General features: G+C 64.9%; 20 protein-coding genes. 10 read left to right on the forward strand and 10 right to left on the reverse strand.

What is annotated here, in order from left to right:
• The first annotated feature begins 136 nt into the window (after positions 1–136).
• Complete coding sequence (gene purB / locus ACSKB9_RS08900; RefSeq protein ID WP_438072602.1) at positions 137–1,567, forward strand: adenylosuccinate lyase; 1,431 nt, start codon at positions 137–139, stop codon at positions 1,565–1,567.
• 67 nt (positions 1,568–1,634) lie between these two features.
• On the opposite strand, the gene cynS is transcribed toward purB, so the two are convergent.
• From cynS to ACSKB9_RS08935, 7 genes are all read right to left on the reverse strand, one after another.
• Positions 1,635–2,123 (reverse strand): cyanase, encoded by a 489-nt coding sequence (gene cynS / locus ACSKB9_RS08905; protein ID WP_438072604.1) that lies wholly within the window; start codon positions 2,121–2,123, stop codon positions 1,635–1,637.
• Positions 2,124–2,142: 19 nt separating this feature from the next.
• Complete coding sequence (locus tag ACSKB9_RS08910) at positions 2,143–3,054, reverse strand: ABC transporter ATP-binding protein (protein ID WP_438072606.1); 912 nt, start codon at positions 3,052–3,054, stop codon at positions 2,143–2,145.
• A 196-nt stretch (positions 3,055–3,250) separates the two neighbouring features.
• Entirely contained in the window at positions 3,251–4,090 is an 840-nt protein-coding gene (gene ntrB, locus ACSKB9_RS08915; RefSeq protein WP_438072608.1) for a nitrate ABC transporter permease, read from the reverse strand.
• Positions 4,091–4,247: 157 nt separating this feature from the next.
• Entirely contained in the window at positions 4,248–5,639 is a 1,392-nt protein-coding gene (locus ACSKB9_RS08920) for a CmpA/NrtA family ABC transporter substrate-binding protein (RefSeq protein ID WP_438072609.1), read from the reverse strand.
• Between the two features lie 106 nt (positions 5,640–5,745).
• The gene (locus ACSKB9_RS08925) at positions 5,746–6,624 is read right to left on the reverse strand and encodes a sulfurtransferase (RefSeq protein WP_438072611.1); all 879 of its coding nucleotides are present in this window, start codon (positions 6,622–6,624) and stop codon (positions 5,746–5,748) included.
• A gap of 125 nt (positions 6,625–6,749) precedes the next feature.
• Positions 6,750–7,925, reverse strand: a complete 1,176-nt coding sequence (locus ACSKB9_RS08930; RefSeq protein WP_438072612.1) for an acyl-CoA dehydrogenase family protein — start codon at positions 7,923–7,925, stop codon at positions 6,750–6,752.
• Between the two features lie 36 nt (positions 7,926–7,961).
• Positions 7,962–8,504 (reverse strand): OsmC family protein, encoded by a 543-nt coding sequence (locus tag ACSKB9_RS08935; protein WP_038385944.1) that lies wholly within the window; start codon positions 8,502–8,504, stop codon positions 7,962–7,964.
• Between the two features lie 254 nt (positions 8,505–8,758).
• Here ACSKB9_RS08935 and ACSKB9_RS08940 point away from each other — a divergent pair, with 254 nt between their 5' ends.
• Complete coding sequence (locus ACSKB9_RS08940; protein WP_438080123.1) at positions 8,759–9,424, forward strand: TetR/AcrR family transcriptional regulator; 666 nt, start codon at positions 8,759–8,761, stop codon at positions 9,422–9,424.
• 298 nt (positions 9,425–9,722) lie between these two features.
• On the forward strand, positions 9,723–10,940 hold the full coding sequence (locus tag ACSKB9_RS08945) for a diguanylate cyclase domain-containing protein (protein ID WP_438072614.1): 1,218 nt from the start codon (positions 9,723–9,725) through the stop codon (positions 10,938–10,940).
• A gap of 16 nt (positions 10,941–10,956) precedes the next feature.
• On the opposite strand, the gene ACSKB9_RS08950 is transcribed toward ACSKB9_RS08945, so the two are convergent.
• Complete coding sequence (locus tag ACSKB9_RS08950) at positions 10,957–11,685, reverse strand: SDR family oxidoreductase (RefSeq protein WP_438072616.1); 729 nt, start codon at positions 11,683–11,685, stop codon at positions 10,957–10,959.
• 245 nt (positions 11,686–11,930) lie between these two features.
• Here ACSKB9_RS08950 and ACSKB9_RS08955 point away from each other — a divergent pair, with 245 nt between their 5' ends.
• The 4 genes from ACSKB9_RS08955 (at position 11,931) to ACSKB9_RS08970 (ending at position 15,529) form a co-directional block, all read left to right on the forward strand.
• Positions 11,931–13,169, forward strand: coding sequence for an ABC transporter substrate-binding protein (locus ACSKB9_RS08955; protein WP_438072618.1), 1,239 nt, complete (start codon positions 11,931–11,933; stop codon positions 13,167–13,169).
• A gap of 214 nt (positions 13,170–13,383) precedes the next feature.
• Positions 13,384–14,076: a glutathione S-transferase C-terminal domain-containing protein gene (locus ACSKB9_RS08960; protein ID WP_438072620.1), complete on the forward strand. Its 693-nt coding sequence runs from the start codon at positions 13,384–13,386 to the stop codon at positions 14,074–14,076.
• A gap of 180 nt (positions 14,077–14,256) precedes the next feature.
• Complete coding sequence (locus ACSKB9_RS08965) at positions 14,257–14,493, forward strand: hypothetical protein (RefSeq protein WP_438072622.1); 237 nt, start codon at positions 14,257–14,259, stop codon at positions 14,491–14,493.
• A 190-nt stretch (positions 14,494–14,683) separates the two neighbouring features.
• Positions 14,684–15,529: a class I SAM-dependent methyltransferase gene (locus ACSKB9_RS08970; protein WP_438072624.1), complete on the forward strand. Its 846-nt coding sequence runs from the start codon at positions 14,684–14,686 to the stop codon at positions 15,527–15,529.
• A 246-nt stretch (positions 15,530–15,775) separates the two neighbouring features.
• Here ACSKB9_RS08970 and ACSKB9_RS08975 read toward each other — a convergent pair whose 3' ends face one another.
• On the reverse strand, positions 15,776–16,975 hold the full coding sequence (locus ACSKB9_RS08975; protein ID WP_438072626.1) for a TrmJ/YjtD family RNA methyltransferase: 1,200 nt from the start codon (positions 16,973–16,975) through the stop codon (positions 15,776–15,778).
• 314 nt (positions 16,976–17,289) lie between these two features.
• On the opposite strand from ACSKB9_RS08975, the gene ACSKB9_RS08980 reads away from it, so the two are divergent.
• The 3 genes from ACSKB9_RS08980 to ACSKB9_RS08990 all read left to right on the forward strand — a co-directional run bounded on the left by ACSKB9_RS08980 (position 17,290) and on the right by ACSKB9_RS08990 (position 20,895).
• A complete protein-coding gene (locus ACSKB9_RS08980) occupies positions 17,290–19,017 on the forward strand; it encodes an alpha/beta hydrolase family protein (RefSeq protein ID WP_438072628.1) in 1,728 nt (575 codons plus the stop codon).
• A gap of 126 nt (positions 19,018–19,143) precedes the next feature.
• On the forward strand, positions 19,144–20,358 hold the full coding sequence (locus ACSKB9_RS08985) for an NADP-dependent isocitrate dehydrogenase (protein WP_438072629.1): 1,215 nt from the start codon (positions 19,144–19,146) through the stop codon (positions 20,356–20,358).
• 36 nt (positions 20,359–20,394) lie between these two features.
• The gene (locus ACSKB9_RS08990) at positions 20,395–20,895 is read left to right on the forward strand and encodes a DUF3455 domain-containing protein (RefSeq protein WP_438072631.1); all 501 of its coding nucleotides are present in this window, start codon (positions 20,395–20,397) and stop codon (positions 20,893–20,895) included.
• A 98-nt stretch (positions 20,896–20,993) separates the two neighbouring features.
• Here the strand turns inward: ACSKB9_RS08990 and ACSKB9_RS08995 are convergent, their stop codons facing one another.
• On the reverse strand, positions 20,994–22,244 hold the full coding sequence (locus tag ACSKB9_RS08995; protein WP_438080124.1) for a cyclic nucleotide-gated ion channel: 1,251 nt from the start codon (positions 22,242–22,244) through the stop codon (positions 20,994–20,996).
• Between the last annotated feature and the right edge of the window lie 6 nt (positions 22,245–22,250).

Raw genomic sequence — 22,250 nt, forward strand, 5'->3', positions numbered from 1 at the left:
GATTGCCCGAGGCGGCGCCTTCTAGAATCTGGTATGCTGGCGCCAGCACCGCAAGCCCGGCCGAGCGTTACCAGACCTGACGATTCATCGCAGGTCGCGGCTTGCAGCCAGCCTCAGGCAATGCCAAGAGAGCGGGATGTCCCAAGATCACATTTCCAACGTCCTCGCCCAACGTTACGCCTCACCCGCCATGCGCGCCATCTGGAGTGGCGAAGGCAAGGTCCGCCTCGAACGCGACTACTGGATCGCCGTGCTGAAGGCCCAGCGCGATCTCGGCATCGCGGTGCCGGATGGCGTGATCGAAAGCTACGAGCGCGTCAAGGACCAGATCAACCTGGCCTCCATCATGAAGCGGGAGCGCGTCACCCGTCACGACGTCAAGGCGCGCATCGAGGAGTTCTGCGAGCTCGCCGGTCACGAGCACCTGCACAAGGGCATGACCAGCCGCGACCTCACCGAGAACGTCGAGCAATTGCAGGTCTACCGCGCGCTGCAGCTCATCGAGACCAAGAGCATCGCCGCACTCATCCGCTTTGCCACGCGCGCGAAGCAATTGCGCGACATCCCGTTCACCGCGCGCACCCATAACGTGGCCGCGCAGGTCACGACGCTCGGCAAGCGCATCGCCATGTCCGGCGAGGAGATGCTGCTGGCGCATCAGAGCCTGGTCAATGTGCTGCAGACCTATCCCGCCCGCGGCCTGAAGGGCGCGGTCGGCACCCGTCTCGATCAGATCACCCTGTTCAACGGAGATGCCGGCAAGGCGCGCGCGCTCGAGCAGCGCGTCCTCGTTCACCTTGGCCTGCCGAAGGCCCTCGATGCCGTCGGCCAGGTCTATCCGCGCAGCCTCGACTTCCGTGCGGTCAGCGTGCTCACCGAGCTCGCCAGCGGGCCCGGCAATTTCGCCAAGACCATCCGCCTGATGGCAGGCCACGAACTCGCCAGCGAAGGTTTTGCCAAGGGCCAGGTCGGCTCCTCCGCGATGCCGCACAAGATGAACAGCCGCTCCTGCGAGCGCATCAACGGCCTGCATGTGATCCTGAAGGGCTATCTCGCGATGGCCGCAGGCCTTGCCGGCGATCAGTGGAACGAAGGCGACGTCTCCTGCTCGGTCGTCCGCCGCGTCATGCTGCCCGATGCCTTCCTCGCCATGGATGGCCTGCTCGAAACTTTGCTCACGGTGCTTGACCAGATGGAGGTGTTCGAAGCCGTCGTCGAGACCGAGCTCAACCGCTATCTGCCTTTCCTGCTGACCACCACGGTGATGATGGAAGCGGTCAAGAAGGGTGCGGGCCGTGAAGGCGCCCACGAGGCGATCAAGGAGCATGCCGTCGCGGCCATCGGCGACCTGCGCACCGGCAAGATCGTGCAGAACGATCTGCTGCAGCGCCTCGCCGCCGACAAGCGTCTTGGCTTGAGCGCAGCCGAGTTGCAGCACGTGCTCGACCAGGGTCGCGCCAACTCCGGCGACGCCGGCGCCCAGGTCGATTTCTTCGCCGAGCAGGTCGAGGCTCTGGCCAAGGCCAAGCCTGAGGCGGCTCGCTACAACCCGGGCACGATCCTGTAGCGATTGGTGAGGTGCGAGTAGCGAATGGGCAGGAATCCATTCGCTACTCGCCATTCGCCCCCTCGCCTTACTCTTCCTTGAAGCCGTATTCAGGCACGTTGCCGCTGGCGCCGTAATATTTGTACGGCAGGAACTTGCCGCTCATGGTGATCTTGACGCGGTCGCCCTTCGGATTGGCGACGCGCTCCAGCGCCATATCGAAGTCGATTGCCGACATGATGCCGTCGCCGAATTCTTCTTCGATCAGCGCCTTCCAGGCCGGGCCGTTGACCATCACCATCTCGTAGAAGCGGTAGATCAGCGGATCGGTCGGCGGCATCGGCGTGCCGGTGCCGCGCATCGGCACCTCGTTGAGCATCGCGATCTCGGCCTTCGACAGCCCGAACAATTCGCCGGCATTCGCCGCCTGCGGCTTTGTCAATTTCATCTGGCCGAGGATCGCGCCCGTGATCAGCACATCGGAATAGCCGCCGACCTTCTCGCAGATGTATTTCCAGCTCCAGCCCTTCTCGCGCTTGATGTCGAGCAGCTTCTCGGTGAGGTCTTCGCGGTTCATCAGGTTTCCTCCTTGGGCTTCAGCGCGCAGCGCTCTGCGCGGGATTGGGTTCGACGGCGCGTGGCGGCGAGACGATCACGGGCTCGCCGACGCCGGGCCGCACCGTCGGCACGCGGCGCGGATCGTGACCGGTCACCTCGGCGTCAAAGCTCTTGCTGCGGCTGACCAGGAAATCGACGATATGGTTGCGCAGCGCATCGTGATAGGGATGGCGGTGCAGGTCGATGCGGCCGCGCTCCTTCGGCAGCGGGTTCTCGACGATCTCGGCCAGCACGGCACCGGGACCGTTGGTCATCAGGAATATCCTGTCGGCGAGGAAGATCGCCTCATCGACGTCATGGGTGATCATGAAGGTGGTCTGCCCGGTCTCCAGGCAGATCCGCCGCACCTCGTCCTGCAGCGTGCCGCGGGTCAGCGCGTCGAGCGCCGAGAACGGCTCGTCCATCAGCATGATCTTCGGGGTGATCGACAGCGCCCGCGCGATGCCGACGCGCTGTTTCATGCCGCCGGAGAGCTCGGACGGATGCTTGTGCTCGGAGCCGGTGAGCCCGACGAGATCGATGAACTTCTGCGCATGCGCCTTCACCCGCGCACGGTCCCATTTGCGCCATTTCGAGCTGACAGCATAGGCGACATTGCCCGACACGGTGCGCCACGGCAGCAGCGCATGGCTTTGGAAGATCACGGCGCGGTCAAGGCTGGTGCCCTCGATCCCCTGCCCGTCGACGATCACCGTGCCCTCGCTCGGCTCGTCGAGGCCGGCGAGGATGTTCAGCACCGTGGTCTTGCCGCAGCCGGAATGGCCGATCACGCAGCCGAACTCGCCGCGCGCCATCGACAGCCAGAAATTCTCGAACACCGTGGTGACGCCGCCGCCGGCGCCGGGATAGCGCCGCGCGATGCCCTCGATCGAGATGAACTTGTCGGTCATCCGCGGAAGCTCCACGAATGGACTGCGCTCCCTCGCCCCGCTCTTCGCGGGGAGAGGGTTGGGGTGAGGGGCTTCCTCCGCGAGCACGGCGGCAGATAGACTCGCGGAAACTCCCCCTCACCCGATCGCTTCGCGATCGGCCTCTCCCCGCAGGCGGGGCGAGGTGAAGGGGCTGCAATGCGGCTGTCGGTCATCGCTACTCCGGAAACGTCACCATGCGGGTGAACCGCGCCAGCACCTGATCGAGCAGCATGCCGACGAGGCCGATCAGGAGGATCGCGATGATCACATTGGTGATCGACAGGTTATTCCACTCATTCCAGACGAAGTAGCCGATGCCGGTGCCACCGACGAGCATTTCGGCGGCGACGATCACGAGCCAGGCGATCCCGATCGAGATCCGCATGCCCGTCAGGATCGTCGGCGCCGCCGCCGGCAGGATCACGGTGAAGGCGCGCCTGATGGTGCCGACCTCGAGCGTGCGCGCGACGTTGATCCACTCCTTGCGCACACCCGCGACCCCAAACGCGGTGTTGAGCAGCATCGGCCACACCGAGCAGATGAAAATGACAAAGATCGCCGAGATCGAGAAATCCTTGATCGTGTAGAGCGCGAGCGGCATCCAGGCCAGCGGCGAGATCGGCTTCAGCACCTGGATGAACGGATCAAGCGCCCTGCTGATCAGCGGCGACATGCCGATCATGAAGCCGAGCGGGATCGCGACGACGACCGCGATCAGATAGCCGAGCCCGACGCGCCCGATCGAATAGGCGAGCTGGATGCCGAGCCCCTTGTCGTTCGGGCCATTGTCGTAGAACGGCCGCTTCAGATGCTCCCACAGCTTGGCGCCGACATCGAGCGGTCCGGGCATCGCCGACTTGCCCTGCGTCGCGGTCAGCCCCATCAGCCTGGCGTATTCGGGGCTCATGGCCGCCGTCGTGCCGCTGCCGCGGGTGGCGAGGTGCCAGGCGCCGAGGAAGCCGGCAAGCAGCGCGATCGAGACGATGGCGGCGCGAAGGCGAAGGGAGAAGGTCACGCGCACTCCCTCCCCGCGTCGTCCCTGCGAAAGCAGGGACCCATACGCCGTGCCGTCGCAGTGAGGCACGCGGGGAGACGTCGTGCGCAATCACCAACAGCGGTGGTTATGGGTCCCTGCTTTCGCAGGGACGACATCGTGGAGAAAGCTTGCTCTCTCACGACGATTTCCTGATCTTGAAGCTCGCGAGATAATCGTCGGGCTTGGCCGGATCGAAGCTCTTGCCCATCACCGAGAACGACTTGTACGAGGTGGCGGGTGGCGCGAGGCCCATCTCGGCCATCACCTTCCTGGTATCGGTGGCGAGATAGACCTGCTCGGCGACCGCCTTGTAGTCGACGTCGCCCTTGATCTGGCCCCAGCGCTTCATCTGCGTCAGCATCCACACCGCAAAGGACTGCCAGGGGAACGGATCGAAATCGACGCGCTTCGGATCGGTTTTCACTCCACCGAGCCCGTCGGCATAGGTGCCGGTCAGCACCTGCTCCAGCACCGTCACCGGCGCGTTGATGTAGTTGGCCGGCGCAATCGCTTCCGCGATCTGCTTGCGGTTCTCGGCCTTCGCCGCGTAGCCGGTGGCATCCACGATCGCGCGGGTCAGCGCAGCGAAGGAATTCGGCGCCGTCGTGATGAACTCGCGGCTGGCGGCAAAGCTGCAGCAGGGATGGCCGTCCCAGATCTCCTTGGAGAGGATGTGCAGGAAGCCGACCCCGTCATAGATCGCGCGCTGGCAGATATTGTCGGGCGCGAGGAAACCGTCGATGTTGTCGGCGCGCAGATTGGCGACCATCTCCGGCGGCGGCACCGAGCGCAGCTGCACGTCGGTATCCGGGTCGAGCCCGTGCTCGGCGAGGTAATAGCGCAGCAGGTAATTGTGCATGGAGTAGTCGAACGGAATGGCGAACTTCATGCCCTTCCAGTCCTTCGGATCGCGCCTGTCCTTGTGCTTCATGGCCAGCGTGATGCCCTGCCCGTTGATGTTCTCGATCGCGGGGACCGTGAACGGGATAGCGTTGGCGCCAAGGCCGAGCGAGATCGCGATCGGCATCGGCGCCAGCATGTGGGCGGCGTCGTATTCCTTGTTGATGGTCTTGTCGCGAATGACCGCCCAGCCGGCGGTCTTCACCACCTCGACGTTGAGGCCCTGCTTGGCATAGAAGCCGAGCGGCGCCGCCATGATGATCGGGGTCGCGCAGGTGATCGGGATGAAGCCGACCTTGAGGTCCTTCTTCTCCGGCGGTCCGGCGTCGGCGAACGCCTCCGTCGCCGTCTTCAGCGGGAAGAACTGTGACAGCGCGGCGAGCGCCGTCGCAGCGCCAACCGATTTCAGAAAAGCGCGGCGCGCGACATCCTGCGGAAACACCGCCCGCATCACCGCCGACGCGACGATGCCTTCGTAACGCTTCTGTTCGCTGAGGTCGGCGACCGGCTCGCAGCGCAACGTGCGCGCGGCCTGCTCATGCTCGGCGGCCGAGCGATGCCAGCCGCAAGCGCAACCCGATCGCGTGAGCACGCGGTCGGCGTCGAAGGGATCATCTGACATGGACATGCTGCGCCCCATTGTCGCACCGAAACGCAGAGAGCTCCGCGATCCGGTTCATTGATCGGCGTCCGGCCGCGTTTTGCGCCGCCGGACACCAACAAGCATGCAGGTTCTATGCCGCCTTGCCGGTGACGACGGGCGCGGTCGGCAAGCCCTCATCGATCGGCAGCGACGGGTCGCGCGACCACTCGTTCCAGGAGCCGAAGTACATCCGCACGTCCTTCACGCCGGCGTTCTTCAGCGCCAGGAAGGTGTTCGAGGCGCGCGCGCCCTTGAAGCAGTAGAGATAGACCGGCGTGGTCTGCGAGATGCCGACGGTGGCGCATTCCGCCAGGATCTCATCCTTCGACTTGAAGCGCGGGCCCTCGGCGGTCGGCTTCATCATGCGGTACCATTCGAGCCACACCGCGCCGGGAATGCGGCCCTTGCGCGGGCAGAAATCCTTGCCGTAGGGCGAGGAGCTTTCGCCGATCCACTCGTCGACGTCGCGCACATCGAGGATCGCAACGCCGGGCTTGCCGACTGCCGCCAGCATCGCCTTGGCGTCGATCATGATATCGCCGGCCTCCGGTACGATCGCAAAGGCGGCCTTCGCCGGCACCGCAACGTCGGTGGTCACCGGCAGGTCGGCCTCTTTCCAGGCATCGAAGCCGCCATGCAGCACCTTGATCTTGGGATAGCCCAGCATCGTCAGCAGGTAGTAGCCGCGGCAGGACTGACCGAAGCCGGAATTCATCGACTGCTCGTAGATCACCGCGGTCTCCTTGCCGGAGAGACCGGCGGCGCCGAACGCATCAGCGAACTTGGTCTTCAGCTCGTGGATGCCTTCCGGCGTCGAGGTCGCGAGGAAGGTGAAGATGTCATGCACATTGACGGCACCGGGCAAATGGCCGGCCGCATAGGCATCCGGATTTCGCGTGTCGATGATGACACACGGGTCTTTCTTGACGAGCTCGGCAAGTTCGCCGGCGGTGATCAGAACGTCCGTCATGGCAGCCTCTCCTGTCTGTGGTTGCAGTTGTGGTGGTCCCGAACTTGTTTGAGCATGATCTCCGCGCAAACGCGTTCCGCGTTTGTCGCGAGGGAAAACCGGTTTCCACTTTTCCGGATCATGCTTCAGCCGTCCGCCAGCATCTTGCGCAGCTGCTTGGTGGCGGGCGTGACGATGGCGACGAAATAGGCCTCACGCAGCCGGCGCTGGGCGCGGTGGCTCATCAGGTAACCGCGCGCGCCGCAATGGAGCATCGCGGCATGTGCGAATGCGACGCTGGCATCGCCGATCCGCAGTCGCAGTGCGACGACGCGGCGCCAGTAGCTGTCATCGGCATTGTAGGGGTCGCTTGCCAGCGCCATCGCCTCCGTCTCGAACTCGGCATGGAGCTCGCGGAATTGCAGCGGCTGTTGCGGCAGATAGCGGTTGACGTGTCCGAGCGGCGCATGGACCTCGTCCATGATGTTGATGCAATCCTTCATCAGCCCAAGACCCATGCCGGCCTGCAACAGGATGAAGCCGGCGCGGATTTTCTTGACGAACGGCGCAGCCGGCTCGGCCAGGATCAGTTCGTCCGGCACGAACACGTCGCGAAACTGGACGCCATAGGTACCGGTGCCGTCCATCGCCAGGAACGGCTTGCAGGGCGTCAGCGTGATCGCGGGATCGGAGCAGTCGGCGAGGAACATCACGGTGCTGCCCAGCTCGCCGCTTGCGATGCTGCCCGGCTCGCCGCTTGCGATGCCGCCCGGCTCGCCTTTGGTGCCCTCGTCCTCGCGCTCGAAGATCGTGCCGAAGTAATGGCCGGGCCCGAGGTTCGACACCCAGGGCAGCGCACCGCGGACGATGTAGCCGCCATCGACCTTGCGGCCCTTCAGCTTCAGCCGCTCGATGCCGAAGAAGCTCTTCATCGGGTTGGAGAGCCCGGTGCCGCCGAGCGCGCGCCCGCGGGCGAAGCAGTCACCGAAGCGCGCGGCGAGCTTCATGTTGGTGGAATTGGCGACGTACCAGACCAGCGTGTTCTGGCACCACGCCATGAAGGCGGTGGCGCCGCAGACCTCGCCGAGCGCAGCCATCGACTGGATGGCCCAGCGCAGGTCGGCAGGACCTTCCTGCGGCACATGGCTGCTCCAGGCGCCGACCTTGCCGAGCCGGCGCAGGAATTCGCCGGGATAGACCGAGCCGGCATCGACCGCGGCTGCGATCGGCGCCAGCTCCTGACGGGCAAGGCGGGCAACCTCGTCCGCAATGGTCGGTGCGGGATCTTGAGCTGCGACCCGCGACAAAGCCAGTGAACCCATGGATGATCTCCGCACCTTGAATTGCCGGTCGGGCGTTTACGCGCTGACCTCGAGATTGACGGGACGGGTGAAGGTGTTGGCGACCGGCGACCACTTCTTCACATGCGCGACCAGCGCGTCGATCTCGGCCTGCGAGACGCCCTCGCACTCCATGTCGACCTTGACGCGGACGTCGGTGAAGCCGACCGGCTTCTCGCTGACGTCGCCGGTGCCCCACACCGCGGTGATGTTGAGATCGCCCTCGAGCTCGAGCTCGAGCTTGTTGACGATCCAGCCGCGATGCACGGCGTTGGCGTGCAGGCCGACCGCGAGGCAGGAGCCAAGCGCGGCGAGCGAGGCCTCGGAGGGATTGGGCGCGGTGTCGTCGCCGAGCAGGCCCGGCGGCTCGTCGACGATGTAGGGCGCGAGGTTGCGGATGTAGTTGGCGTGGCGGAACTTGCCTTCGGCGACCGTCTTGCACTTCAGCGTCTTGATCACCTTCGGGTTCGCCTTGCCATTGGCAATGAGCTGCTCGAGCCCGCCTCTGTCGATCGGCGCGAGGCAGCCGGTCAGTGCGGTTTTCTGGGCGACAGCGGTCATCAGTTTTCTCCCTGGGAGCGATGGAATTGGTCAGGATACCGAACGGTCTGTTTCCTGCACGAAGCGTGCCAGTCCCGCCGCAAATCAAAAGGCGAAATCCCGCAGGCGCTTAGGTGGACCTGCCTGCGGATTGATCAGCGCCGGCCTGCTCAATCGCCAAGCAAATGCCGCGCGACCGCGATGATTTTCAGCGCATCGATAGGGCATGAAGATGCGACTTGATGATTCTGCCGCGCTCCGATTTACTGCCGCGCATGGCCAAATCGCTTGCGAAGAAAAAACCTGCCGCGGCGTTCACCGCCGGCGACGATGAATCGGCGCGCGGGCGCCTGCTCAGTGCCGCGACGCATCTGTTCTGCAAGAACGGCATCAACGCCACCGGCATCGATGCGATCATCGACGAGGCCGGCACCGCGAAGACCACGCTCTACAAGCTGTTCGGCTCGAAGACCAACCTCGTGCATGCGGTGCTGGAGAGCGAAGGCCGCCAGTGGCGCGAATGGTTCATCGGCGCGATCGAGGCCGGCGGCGGCGATCCGCAGACCAAGCTGTCGCGGATTTTCCCTGCCCTGAAGACCTGGTTCGCCGAGGAGCGCTTCTACGGCTGCCCCTTCATCAACGCGGTCGCCGAGCACGACAAGGACGCCAAGCAGTTCCGCAACATCGCGCTGAAGCACAAGAAGGTGGTGCTGGCGCATATCGAGAAGCTCGCAGGCGAGATGGGCGCGGCCGAGCCGGCCGTGCTGGCGCACCAGCTCGCGCTGCTGATCGACGGCGCCATCGTCGCGGCCATGGTGTCGTGCGATCCGGCTGTCGCCGACACCGCGGGCCTTGCCGCCAGCAATCTGTTCGCGCCGGCCAAGGCGAAGAAGCCGAAGCGCGCCGGCGGCGCGGCCGAACAACAGCTCCTCGCCATGTAACGCAACGGCCGCCGCAATCCGCGGCAGTCCTGCCCTTTTCACATGTGATTGTCTGCCGACGCGGCGTCCGCGCTGTTTCAGCGCGTCCGCCACCCTGGCAAGGCCGGCATTGGCGCAGACTTCATCCTTCTCGCCGCCGGCCGAACCGATCGTCGCGACCTCCGGCGTCGGTATTTCTGCGGCGCGATCGCCCGCCGGGTTTACTTGCCGTCAATCACGCCGCGCGATCGGCGCCGGCCTTAAACGCCTGTTAGGTCCGGCCGGGTCAGTTGCGCGGTGAAAGTACGAGGCAAGAACAATGCAGTCCGAAAAAGGACGATACAGCCAGCCGCGCTGGGGCGTGATGCGCTGGCTCGCCTACGCCGGACCGGGCGTACCTGACGACATCCGCGCGGCGCTGATCGGGGATCTCTACGGCTCGCTGCCGGTGTTTGCGGCTGGCGCGGTCAATACCGTCGCAGTCGCAGCCGTGATCGCGATCTGCGAGCCGACCGCGCTGTTCATCACCTGGGTCGTCCTCGAACTCGTCATCTGCCTCTCGCGCCTCGTCGTGCTCGTGGTTGCGCATCGCGCCGCGCGCGAGCAGCGGCCGACCCCGACCGATTTGCATCTCGTGCTTGCAGTCGCCTGGAGCGCCAGCGTCGGCTTCGGCATCCTGATCAGCCTCGCAAGCGGCGATTGGGTGGTTGCGCTGCTGGCTTCGCTATCGGCGGCGGCGATGGTCGGCGGCATCTGCTTCCGAAATTTCAGCGCCCCGCGCCTTGCCGGCACCATGATCCTGCTCAGCCTCGGCCCGATCGTTCCGGGCGCGGCCCTTGCCGGCGAGCCGCTGCTCTTCATCGTCGTCATGCAGGTGCCGCTGTATCTCACGGCGATGACGGTGGCGGCCTTCCGCCTCAACAAGATGCTGATCGCCACCATGCGCGCCGAGCGCGAGAACGGCCATCTTGCTCATCACGACACCCTGACCGGCCTGCGCAATCGCGCCGGCTTCGTCGCGGCGCTGAACGCAAAGCTGGCGGCCCCCGCCGGGAATGGCGGGCCCTTTGCGCTGCTGTTCTTCGACCTCGACAATTTCAAGCCGGTCAACGACACCTATGGCCACGCCGCCGGCGATCAGGTGCTGATGCTGACCGCGGAGCGGCTGCGGCGTGCGCTGCCCGAAACCGCGGTAATCGCACGGCTCGGCGGCGACGAGTTCGTGGTGCTGGTCAGCGGCGTCACGGCGGAACAGGCGCTCACGGCCGGCCAGCGCATCATCCAGACCGTCACGATGCCCTATCAGCTCGCGGGCGGCATCTCGGCCGAGGTCGGCGTCAGCGTCGGCATCGCGGTGTCGCCTGAGCACGGCACCGAGGCCGAACAGCTGCTGGCGTCCGCCGACGCCGCGCTGTACGAGGCGAAATCCGAAGGCAAGGCGCGGTGCCGGATGGCTTCCGTCGCGACCAATGTCGCCGCACTGCGCCGCCTCACGCAGCACAGCCCGGCGCCCGCCACCGATCGCAGCGCCGCCTGAGGCGCGGCGCTCGCCGTTACAGGTCGAAATTCGTCGGCAGCATCACGACGTCGCGGATGGTCATGCCGCGCGGCCGGGTCAGCATGAACATCACGACCTCGGCGACTTCGCTGGCCTCCAGCAGGCTTCCGGCCGCCTTGGCCTCCGCAAGCTTCTCGGGCGGCCAGTCCGCCAGCAGCGCGCTGATCACGGGCCCGGGCGAGATCGAGCCGACGCGGATGCCGTGCTTGAACACCTGGCGCCGCACCGTCTGCACGAAGCAGTTGACCGCCCATTTCGACGACGCATAGACCGGCTCCCACGGCGTCGGGAAATGCGCGGCGAGCGAGCTTGTGACGATGATGTCGCCGGTGCCGCGCGTGATCATGTGCGGCAGCACGTCGTGCACGTTCTTCATCACGACGTTGACGTTGAGGTTCAGCATCCGGTCGATCGCAATCGTATCCGCATCGACGAGATCGCCGCCGACATAAATGCCGGCATTGGCGTGCAGGATGTCGAGCTGGCCGGTCTTCTCGAGCACCTTGGGCAGCAAGGTTGCACACTGCGCGGGATCGAGCAGGTCGATCACCAGCGGGACCACCGCATCGCCGTGCTTGCGGGCGAGCGCTTGCAGCGCGACGGCATCGCGGTCGACCATCACCACGCGCGCCCCCGCGGCCAGCATCGCCGCGCTGCTCGCCAGTCCAATCCCCGACGCCGCCCCGGTCACGGCCGCCACCTTGCCTTCCAACACTTTCGCCATCGGTCCACCCTGCTGAGATCACCACGACAGTCGCCGCAGTATAGCAATCCCGGACGGCATGTCGGTAACCGAGGATGGGGGAACGCGGCCTCCGCGGCTGACATCGTGCGAAAATTTCAGATGGTAGCGACTGCACACAAGTCCCAAAGCACCGCTGTGGAATGCTGCGCGCCGACATGCCCGTCAGAGGCTGCCAAACGGCCAATAATGCCAAAACGGCCAACAAGAAGAAGCGGAGGACTACAATGACAAGGAACCGTTCGCCCCGGCTATCGCGCCGTCACCTCATCAAGGGCGCCGCGGCCACGTCAGCCGCGCTGCTGCTCGGCAGGCCCGCGATCGCCAGAGGCAAGACGGAGGGCAAGACCGAGATCGTCATCGGCAACATCGACGCCTATTCGGGACCGGCCGCGGTCTATTCGTCGATCGGCCGCACCCCCGGCGGCTATTTCAAGATGATCAACGAGCAAGGCGGCATCAACGGCCGCATGATCAAGTACATCACCTATGACGATGCCTACAGCCCGGCCAAGACCGTCGAGCAGGCGCGCAAGCTGGTCGAAGGCGACGAGATCGACGTGCTGTTCGCGCCGCTCGGCGCGCCGACCAATGCGGCAATCATGAAGTACATGAACCAGAAGAAGGTCCCGCACCTCTTCATCGCCTCGGGCGCGACCAAGTTCGGCGACTACAAGAATTTCCCCTACACCATGGGGTTCCAGCCCTGCTACCAGATCGAGGGCCGCGCCTTCGCGCAGCATGTGCTGTCGACACAGAACGATCCCAAAATCGGCATCGTCTACCAGAACGACGATTTCGGCCGCGACGTGCTGAAGGGCTTCAAGGACGGACTTGGCGGCAAGACGTCCGCAATCGTCGCGGAGCTGTCCTATGAGACCGCCGACCCGACCATCGACAGCCAGGTGGTCCGCTGCAAATCCGCCGGCGCCAACGTCTTCATGAGCATGACCACGCCGAAATTCGCCGCCCAAGGCATCAAGAAGATCGCCGAGCTCGGCTGGCAGCCGGCGCATTACATCGGCAACAACGCCTCCTCCGCCGGCTCGACGCTGAAGGCCGCGGGCTTCGACGTCTCCAAGGGGATCATTTCGAGCGCCTACCTGAAGGATCCTGTCGACGCCGCCTGGGACAACGATCCCGCCATCCAGAAATGGCGCGCCTTCCTCGACAAATACGATCCGGCGGCGGCCAAGAACGACATCTACGCCGTTACCGGCTATCTCACCAGCCAGATCCTGGTCCAGGTGCTCAAGCAGTGCGGCGACGACGTCTCGTCCGAAAGCATCATCAAGCAGGCCGCCAACCTGAAGGATTTCGAATCCGACATGCTGCTGCCCGGCATCCGGATCAACACCTCGCCATCAGACTATTGTCCGCTCGAGCAGTTGCAACTGGTGCGCTTCAGCGGCGAGCGCTACGAGCCGATGGGGCCGGTGATCGACGGCGGGATCTCGAAGGCGTGATCGTCCGGGGCGTGCACCGCCGGCGCAAAATGCGCCCGTAGGCTTCGTCGAAACGCGCGCCCGCCCCGGGACAAGGACGACAATAAGACATCAACTACGGATTGTAGGCAATCGTTTCAGGCGCTGCGACGCGACAGGCGGGCTTGCCTGCCTGACGTATCCAACCGACGGATTCTGAGGTAGCCTGTGGCGACCTCGAACGTGGCGAGCCATCATGCTCACGCTCTATTCGTATCCGCCGTTGTTCGGCGTCGCCGACAACAATGGCTATGGTCTGAAGGTATTCGCTTTTCTGAAGCTCGCCGGCGTGCCGTTCCGGCACGAACATATTTTCGATGCATCGAAGGCGCCGCGCAAGCAATTGCCCTATGTCGTCGACGGCGACGACACTGTCGGCGACAGCGAGACCATCCTCGCCTATGTCACCGGAAAATATGGCGTGACGCTGGATGCCGCGCTGACGCCGGCGCAGCGCACGACCAACCTCCTCGTCACGCGGACGCTCGACGATCTCTACTGGGTGATGTCCTATTCGCGCTGGCAGGACGCGCGCTACTGGTCCCAATTCCGCGATGCGCTCAAGCGCGAGCATCCGGCCCTCACCGACGACGGCTTGATGAAGGCCAAGGAGTTCAACGCCCAGCGCTATTACTACCAGGGCATCGGCCGCTTCGAGCCCGACGCCGCGATGGCCCGCGGCCTCGCCGATCTCGCCGCACTGGCGAGCCTGATCCCGAGCCAAGGCTATGTGCATGGCGACAGACCGACGACCATCGACGCCGGCATCTATGGCTTCGTGGCCAACATCTACTTCTACGACATCGAGACGCCGTTGAAGCAATTCGTGGTCTCGCACGATGCCCTGGTACAACATTGCCGCGCCATCCACGCAGCAGTGAGTACGTGAGCCGAAACCAACTCAACCTCTAACTCGCAATAGTGACGTCCGCGGCGGTGAGCGAACAGGCCGTTGCTCCGTCCACGGCGCAGGTGGAAATATCTGCGCTGGCGTGTCGCAGCCGGCCTCTCGCCAATAGATCGATTTCGGGGGTAGTATCCCGTCCTTGCGCTAACTGCGGAGCCGGTCATGGCTTCAAAACTGTCTTCGGGCATTTTCCCGTTAGTACTCGTTGGAGCAGTTCTGCTTTTGATTGCAGGTCCGCCACCTGCTTGGGGCTTGCTGTTGCTCGGCTCCTTCGCACTGGCGGCGCTCTATATTTTTGCGAGAATGAGGTCGCGCTACGATCCGCTCGATCCACGCTTCGGTAGCTGCATCCCTCCGATTTCCAAGCCGAAGGGCGGCGGCAATGAATCCACCACCTGAGCGCCGTCCAGCATCCATCAGATGCGGATCGCGCGAAGACGTCCTGATGGCCTAGAGCCGAGATGCAAAGCACGTCGGCCGCAATTCGCTAAATGCCCGGTACGGACATTTCAGCCTCGCCTTCGATCCGGAATTTTGTCCAGTTTGTTTCAGACGACATTCCGTTTTCAGCACCAGGAGATTTCATCAAATGCAGACGCCCACGCCAAACCCCCGAGGAGCAGAGTTCTGGAACAGCACCATGGGGCATTCATGGGTTTCGCAGCAAGCCGTGATCAGCGAAGTCTTCACGTCGGTCACCAGCGTCAGCCTGGGTGCTGCGGCGGCAAGGCCGGGTGAGCGGGTCATCGATATCGGATGCGGCACCGGTGACACGCTGTTGGCGTTCGCCTCGGTTGTTGGTCCGTCGGGTGCTGTGGTGGGTGTCGATATCTCGGTCCCGATGCTGGATCTGGCCAGGCATCGTGTCGCCGAGGCGGGATTTGGCAACGTGACCTGTGCGCTGGCCGACGCAACGATCTACGGCTTCGAACCGCGCTGGGCGGATCTGGTGTATTCGCGTTTTGGCCTGATGTTCTTCGATGACCCGGTCAGGGCCTTCACCAACATCCGTAGCGGCATGAAAGCGGGCGGGCGGCTGGTGTTCGTCTGTTTTCGCACCATGCCGGAGTCGCCGTGGTTTCGCGTACCCATCGAGGCGGCCCGACCGCACGTGCCGCCACAGCCGCCGCTCGATCCATTGGCGCCCGGGATGTTTTCGTTCGCGCGCGAGGATCGCGTTCGCGGCATCCTGACCGAGGCCGGGTTTCACGAGATTGCGCTGAAGGCCACCGACGTGCCGATCGATGGCGGCGACCTCACGCAAAGCATGGCCTTCATCACGGAGGCCGGCCCGCTGCCTGCGCTGCTCGAGAATGCCACGGACGATCAACGGCGTCGCGCCATGGAAGCGGTACGCAACGCGCTCGCCGCAAGCCTCGGAGCGGATGGGCGCGACCTGCATGTGGGTCTGTGGCTCGTGTCGGCACGAGCCTAGCGAGATGCTGCCTTCGGGATTGCGACGGCAGAAATCGTGCCATCTGCGGCGCACCAACACGGTGTCGTCCTGGCGAAGGCCAGGACTCATTACCCCAAATCTCAATTGTTGCGCGACGTTGCGGCCACGATCCCTTTCACAATCCAATGCGGTGGTTATGGGTCCTGGCTTTCGCCAGGACGACGTGTGGAAAGAGTCGCTTACTCGAATCCCGTTCTTGCTCCGCGGACAGAGCAATTGCGTAAGCTACCGCTCCTGCCGCAGCCCCGCCTCCAGCCGCGCGAGCTCGGCGTCGAGGTCGCGCTCGACATCGGCAACCCGCATGTCGACCACCCGATAGTCGCGCGCTTCGAGCCAGGCTCTGCGCTTGGCGCGGTCGGCCCCGATGGCCTCGCTCTCGTTCGGGTTGACCAGCTCGATTGCAAGCCGGTGCACGAAGGAGACGAAGTCGGGGATGTGGCGGCCGACCGGGGTCTGGCGCTTGAACTGGCCGGCGAAGCGGCGGTCCCGTGTCAGCGCCTGCCACAGGATCCGTTCGGCGTCGGTCGGGTTGCGGCGGAGCAGCCGGGCGAGGCCGCGCACCGTGCTGCTGCTGTCGGCGGTCGCGCCGCCCTGCCCCTGCTCGGCGAGCAGCGCCCGCAAGCGCGTCGCCTGGGCGCCGTCGAGCACCCCGCCCTTGGCCGGGCCCTTGCGGCCCTCGGCGATCGCCATCACCACGCCGTGCAGCGTGTGCATGTCCTGCTTGGTCGGATCCATCCTCGTGAAGATGTTGCGCAGGTTCACCAGCATGGTGTCGCGCTTCTCCGCCGGCCGCAGGAACTCGACCTTGTCGAGCTCGGCAACGAGGTTGTCGAAGAACGCCTGCATCTGGTGCTGGGAGGCCGGCTCGGACCGCTCGGGCATCGCGAACGGCAGCGTGCCCGTGGTCGACAGCTTGAACCACTCGTAGCCCATCAACAGCACCGCCTGCGCCAGATTGAGCGAGGCGAAGCCTGGGTTGACCGGGAAGGTGATGATGCGGTTGGCGAGCGCGACCTCCTCATTGGTCAGGCCGGCACGCTCGCGCCCGAACAGAATGCCGGCGCCGCCGCCGGATGCGACATGACCGACGATCTCACTCGCCGCGCCTTCCGGCCCGACCACCGGCTTGGCCTGGTCGTGGGCCCGGGCGGTGGTCGCAAACACCAGCGTGAGATCGGCGATCGCCTGCTCGACGGTGTCGAACAGCTCGACGGAACCGATGATGTGGTCGGCGCCGGCGGCCGCGCGCTGGGCGGCAATGTTCGGCCAGCCGTCGCGCGGGTTGACGATGCGCATCCTCGACAGCGCGAAATTGCCCATCGCGCGCGCGGCCATGCCGATGTTCTCGCCAAGCTGCGGTTCGACCAGGATGACGACGGGACCGGCAAGGTCGTGCCCTGCCTTGGTCTTGTCGGTGCCGGACATCTCACTTCACTTTCTGATTCAACGTCTGAAGGTTTTGAATCAGCTTCCGAGGACGCTGATTCAAAATCTCATGCAGGGGTCCAGACCGCACCGACCAGCTTTGCACCGGTTTTGCGCGGGACCATTTTCTAGAAGGAGATAACAGGGTTAGCGGCGTTTGCGAATCCTCAATCGGAATCCCAATCGCACGAAGCGAAGGCTGCCGCTTGCGCGCACTTGGCCTTCGGATAGGCTATCAACCACAACCAAAGCGAAGCTGTAAAGGCACGCTTGAGACGCCGGTTGAACGGCGAGGCACCTTGGGGGGAACGACGATGCGGGGCAGATGGACGCTGGCGATTGTGGGCCTGATCTTGATCGTGGCGGGGGGCCTGCTCGCCCACTTCACGCAGACCGCCGGCGGCATCCGGATCGAGGATGTGCGCTTCAAGGGCGCCAAGGGCAATACCATGAGCGCCCTGCTCTACATCCCGCCGAATGCCACGCCGCAGATCCCGGCGCCCGGCATCCTCGCGGTCCACGGCTATATCAATTCGCGCGAGACCCAGGACGGCTTCGCCATCGAGTTCGCCCGCCGCGGCTACGTGGTGCTCGCGCTCGACCAGACCGGCCACGGCTATAGCGACCCGCCCTCCTTCGCCAACGGTTTTGGCGGATCTGACGGCCTTGCCTATCTCCGCAGCCTCCAATTCGTCGACAAGGAGAATATCGGACTCGAGGGCCATTCGATGGGCGGCTGGACCGTGCTGGCGGCTGCCGCAGCTCAGCCCAACGACTACAAGTCGATGGTGCTGGAGGGCTCGTCCACCGGCAAGCCGTTCGCCGCCGAGGGTACGGTGAACTGGCCGCGCAACACCGCGCTGGTGTTCGCGCAGTACGAGGAATTCCCTGACCTGATGTGGAGCGTCCAGCTCGCCCGCGACGTCACCAAGAGCCCGAAGCTCTGGGCGCTGTTCGGCACGCAAGGCGCGGTCGAGCCGGGCAAGGTCTATGGCGACCCGGCCAACGGTACCGCGCGGGTGCTGTACACGCCGGCGATGACCCATCCGGCCGAGCACATCTCGCATGAAGCGATCGGCTACAGCCTCGACTGGTTCGCCAAGACATTGAAGGGCGGCACCTCGCGGCCGGTCGATGATCAGATCTGGTTCCGCAAGGAGATCGGCACGCTCATCGCCCTCGTCGGTTTCATTGCCCTGGTCATCGGGACGTTCGACGGGCTGCTGGAGGCGCCGATGTTCTCCCGCCTGCGGCTGCCGGCAGTTGCCGACGGCACCATGCCGCCGCATGCGGCTGCCAGCGGCCGGCGCTGGACCGCGGCGTTCATCCTGTCCGCCTTCATCCCGGCGCTGACCTATTACCCGGCCTTTGCACTGGGCGGCACTTTCGTCACCCCAAGCGCGTTCCTGCCGCAGGGCATCACCAACCAGATCCTGGTCTGGGCCATCATCAACGGCCTGATCACGCTCGCCCTGATGCGGTTCGCCCCGAGGCGCGCCAGCCGGACCGGCCTCGTCGGTCAATCCGTCGTGATCGCGCTGGCTTCGGTCGCGGTCGGCTATGCCGCGCTGTGGCTTGCCGACCTCGCCTTCAAGATCGACTTCCGCTTCTGGATCGTCGCACTCAAGTTGATGAGCGCGAAGCAATTCCTCATCTTCCTGATCTATCTGATTCCGTTCACGGCGTTTTTCGTCGTGGCGCTGCACGTGCTGCACCGGAATTTCTCGACCATGGATGCGCCGCGCGGGGCGCTGTACCTGACCAACATCCTGGCGCTGACGTTCGGTTTCATCGTGTTGCTGGTGCTGCAATACGGCACGCTGTGGCTGACGGGGAAGCTGTTCAACCCGGTCCCGGACCCCGGTTTCGTGCCGCTCTCGACCATCGTCGCGATCCAGTTCGTGCCCCTGCTCGCGATCGTCGCCGTGATCGCGACCTTCACCTGGCGGCGGACCGGATCGAGCCTGCCGGGGGCGCTGATCGCCGGCCTGTTCGTGACTTGGTACATCGTGGCCGGGACCGCGACGCAGGCGGCGTTTTAGCTGAAAAGATGGGCTTAAAGTGCATACCCCCTCCGCTTCCGCCCGCCCCCGGGCGGTGCTATAGCGCAGGCGTATTTTCCACCCCCGCCGTCAAAAGCGCGCCGTTCCCAAGAGGGCCTCCCCGTCATGGCAAAAATCAAGGTATCCAACCCCGTCGTCGAACTCGATGGCGACGAGATGACCCGGATCATCTGGCAGTACATCAAGGACAAGCTGATCAACCCGTTCCTGGATGTCGAACTGCTCTATTTCGATCTGGGCATGGAATACCGCGATGAGACCAACGACCAGGTGACCATCGACGCCGCCGAAGCCATCAAGAAGGTTGGCGTCGGCGTCAAATGCGCCACCATCACCCCCGACGAGGCCCGGGTGAAGGAGTTCGGCCTGAAGCAGATGTGGAAGTCGCCGAACGGCACCATCCGCAACATCCTCGGCGGCTGCATCTTCCGCGAGCCGATCATCTGCAAGAACGTGCCGCGCCTGGTTCCCGGTTGGACCAAGCCGATCATCATCGGCCGCCATGCCTATGGCGACCAGTACCGCGCCACCGACATCAAGTTCCCCGGCAAGGGCACGCTGTCGCTGAAGTTCGTCGGCGAGGACGGCACCGTGATCGAGAAGGAAGTCTTCAAGGCGCCCGGCGCCGGCGTCGCGATGGAGATGTACAATCTCGACAACTCGATCGTCGATTTCGCCCGCGCCTCGTTCAATTACGGCCTGATGCGCAACTACCCGGTCTATCTGTCGACCAAGAACACGATTCTGAAGGTCTATGACGGCCGCTTCAAGGACATCTTCCAGGAGGTGTTCGACCGCGAGTTCAAGAAGGAATTCGACGCCAAGGGCCTGACCTACGAGCACCGCCTGATCGACGACATGGTGGCCTCGGCGCTGAAATGGTCCGGCGGCTACGTCTGGGCCTGCAAGAACTATGACGGCGACGTGCAGTCCGACACCGTGGCCCAGGGCTACGGCTCGCTCGGCCTGATGACCTCGGTGCTGCTCACCCCGGACGGCAAGACTGTGGAAGCCGAGGCCGCCCACGGCACCGTGACCCGCCACTACCGCGAGCACCAGAAGGGCAAGGAGACCTCGACCAACTCGATCGCGTCGATCTTCGCCTGGACCCGTGGCCTCGCCCATCGCGCCAAGCTCGACAACAACGAGGCACTGGCCAAGTTCGCCACCACCCTGGAGAAGGTCTGCGTCGCGACCGTCGAAGAGGGCTACATGACCAAGGACCTCGCGCTCCTGGTCGGCGCCGACCAGCGCTGGCTCTCGACCACCGGATTCCTCGACAAGGTGTCCGACAACCTCGTGAAGGCGATCGCGGCCTGAGGCCGTCATCCTGGGAAGACAGGTGCGAGCATGACCATGGCCCTTGTCAGAGCCGTCGTGCTCGCATCGTTCTCGCTAACCGGGTCGGCGGCATTCGCTGCCGATCCCCTGCCCGACGCCGTCGCGGCGCCCGGCGAGTCCCCGGTTCTGTCGGTCCATGCCGAGGGCGTGCAGGTCTATGAGTGCAAGCCGGTCACCGACGGCAGGCTCGCCTGGTCGTTCCGCGAACCGGTCGCGACCCTGATCGCCGACGGCCGCACGGTCGGCCGGCATTATGCGGGTCCGAACTGGGAGCATGTCGACGGCAGCGCCGTGACCGCCCGCACCGCCGGCAGCGCACCCGGCGCAACGCCTTCCGACATTGCCTGGCTGAAGCTCGAGGTGATCGCCCACCGCGGCAACGGCCTGCTCTCCGGCGTCGCAACGGTGCAGCGGATCAACACCTCGGGCGGCGAGCTCAGCGGCGCCTGCGACAAATCAGGCGCGCTGAAGAGCGCGGCCTACTCGGCGGATTACGTGTTCCTGCGACGGGACTAGCGTTTTCGAGCGAAGTGGATACCGGTTCGCGTGAAGAAAACGCGCCAAACGAAGAATTCGAGAGCCTCGTTCCGATTCAATCGGAATGAGGTTCTAGACTAGTCGCGGATGCCGCCGTCGGTCTCGCGCGGCGCCTGGGCGATCTCCGCGGCGGCCAGGTCGCCGCCGGCCGCGAGCGGATCGGCAAGCCGCGCCTCCGCGGTCTCCCGGACATGCGCGGCGAGCGCCGGCATGCGCTCGATCAGGGCATGGAAATCCTGCGCATCGAGCACCAGGAGCTTGGTCTTGCGCGTCGCCGTCACCGTGCCGGAGCGGCTGGTCCGCCGCAGCAGCGCGATCTCGCCGAAGAACGCACCGTCGGAAAGCCGCACAAGCTGGCTCGGCAGGTCGATCTCGACCTCGCCCGCGGTGATGAAATACATCGATGATGCCGCATCGCCGCGCCGCACCAGCACCTCGCCGGCCTCGATGGTCTGCGACCGCAGCAAGCGCATGATGTCGGAAATATCGGCAGCGTTGAGATGTGAGAACAGCGGCACCCGCGCCAGCATGCCCCAGGTCACGACGAAGTCGCGGCGCCGGACCTCGTCGGCGAACGCGGTCGAGATGATCGCGACCGGCAGCGCGATCATCGCGAAGCCGACGACGATCGCGACCACCGTGACGGTCCGGCCGAGCGGCGTAATCGGGACGACGTCGCCGTAACCGACGGTGCCGAGCGTCACGATCGCCCACCACATCGCCTGCGGCATGGTGCCGAACTTGTCCGGCTGCACCCTGTGCTCGATGGCATAGAGCAGCGAGGCAAACAGCAGCACGGCGCCGGTCAGGATCACCACGCAGCCGAACAGCGTGCGCCGCTCGGCATGTAGCGCCGCCAGCAGCGAGCGCATCGCGGTCGAATAGCGCACCAGCTTGAGGAACGGCAGCATGCCGAACAGCACCAGCGCGGTCTTGTCGCCGATCGCAAGCGCGACGGCCGACGGCAGGAAGGCCAGCAGGTCGATCACGCCGAGCGCCGAGAAGGCGTATTCCAGCCGCGCCCGCGCCGGCGTCATGTCGCGCAGCGAGTGGCCGACCACGCTCCAGAGCCGCGCGACATATTCCAGCGCGAAGGCGATGACCGCCGCGATCTCGATGGTCGTCAACAGCCAGCCGAGCTGTGCGTCGATCTCGGGCACCGAGGCCAGGATCGCCGCCAGCACATCGACGGCGATGATGGCGACGATGACCCGGGCAAAGCGCAAGCCGCCCGAATGCGGCAGATCATCGCGTTCGAGCAGCTCGTAGAGACGGTCGCGCAGCCCGGGATCGCCGATCGTGGGCTTGAGCGGAGCCGTCGCCACGATCAGCCT

The organism is Bradyrhizobium sp. BR 1433 (assembly GCF_051547665.1).
Taxonomy (GTDB): domain Bacteria; phylum Pseudomonadota; class Alphaproteobacteria; order Rhizobiales; family Xanthobacteraceae; genus Bradyrhizobium; species Bradyrhizobium australafricanum.